General features: G+C 66.2%; 1 protein-coding gene. It reads right to left on the bottom strand.

Annotation, left to right across the window (positions count from 1 at the left end; translation table 11 throughout):
• Nucleotides 1-918, bottom strand: a 918-nt coding sequence (gene glgB / locus AC1DWF_RS32910) for a 1,4-alpha-glucan branching enzyme (protein WP_476842707.1), incomplete at both ends; no start/stop codon positions are given.

Below are 918 nucleotides of genomic sequence, written 5' to 3'. Positions count from 1 at the left end.
AAGCCATCGGCTTCCGTGTCGCGTGCGTGCAGGGCGGGAACCTCGCGATGCAGGCGGTTCAGCTCGCGGATGAGGGCCTGCACCCCCTGGTGGTTGCGGAACTCCAGCAACGGCCAGTCGAGCTCGCGCTCCTCGGACCATTCGCGCCACTGGCCGAATTCCTGGCCCATGAAGAGCAGCTTCTTGCCGGGATGGCCCCACATGAACCCATAGTAGACGCGCAGATTGGCGAAGCGCCGCCAGTCGTCGCCCTCGTCCCCGGGCATGCGGCCGAGGATCGTGCCCTTGCCGTGCACTACCTCGTCATGGCTGAGCGGGAGGACGAAATTCTCGTTGAAGGCGTACATCAGCCCGAAGTTCATGAGCTGATGGTAGAAGCGCCGGTGGAGCGGATCCTTCTCCACGTAGCGCAGGGTGTCGTTCATCCACCCCATGTTCCATTTGAAGGCGAAGCCGAGACCGCCCTTCTCGACGGGGGCGGAGACGCCGGTCCAGTCCGTCGCCTCCTCGGCGATCATCAACGCGCCGGGTGCCTGCTCGGCCAGCATGGCGTTGGTGCGGCGGAGGAAGCCCACGGCGTCGCGGTTGTCGTTGCCACCGTCCTCGTTGGGCGCCCATTCGCCGGGGCCGCGCGAGTAGTCGAGATGGATCATGGAGGAGACGGCGTCCACGCGCAGCCCGTCGGCATGGAAGCGCTCCAGCCAGAAGAGTGCGTTGGAGGCGAGGAAGGCCTGCACCTCCTTGCGGCCATAGTCGTAGATCGCGGTCTGCCAGTCGGGATGGTAGCCGCGGCGCGGATCCGGATGCTCGTAGAGGGCCGTGCCGTCGAAATGGGCGAGGCCGTGGGCATCCTCCGGGAAATGGGCGGGCACCCAATCGAGGATCACGCCGATATCGGCGGCATGCGCCGTGTCGATC

Source organism: Aminobacter sp. P4_D5, from assembly GCF_056401815.1.
This window is presented reverse-complemented; position numbering and strand designations above follow the sequence as displayed.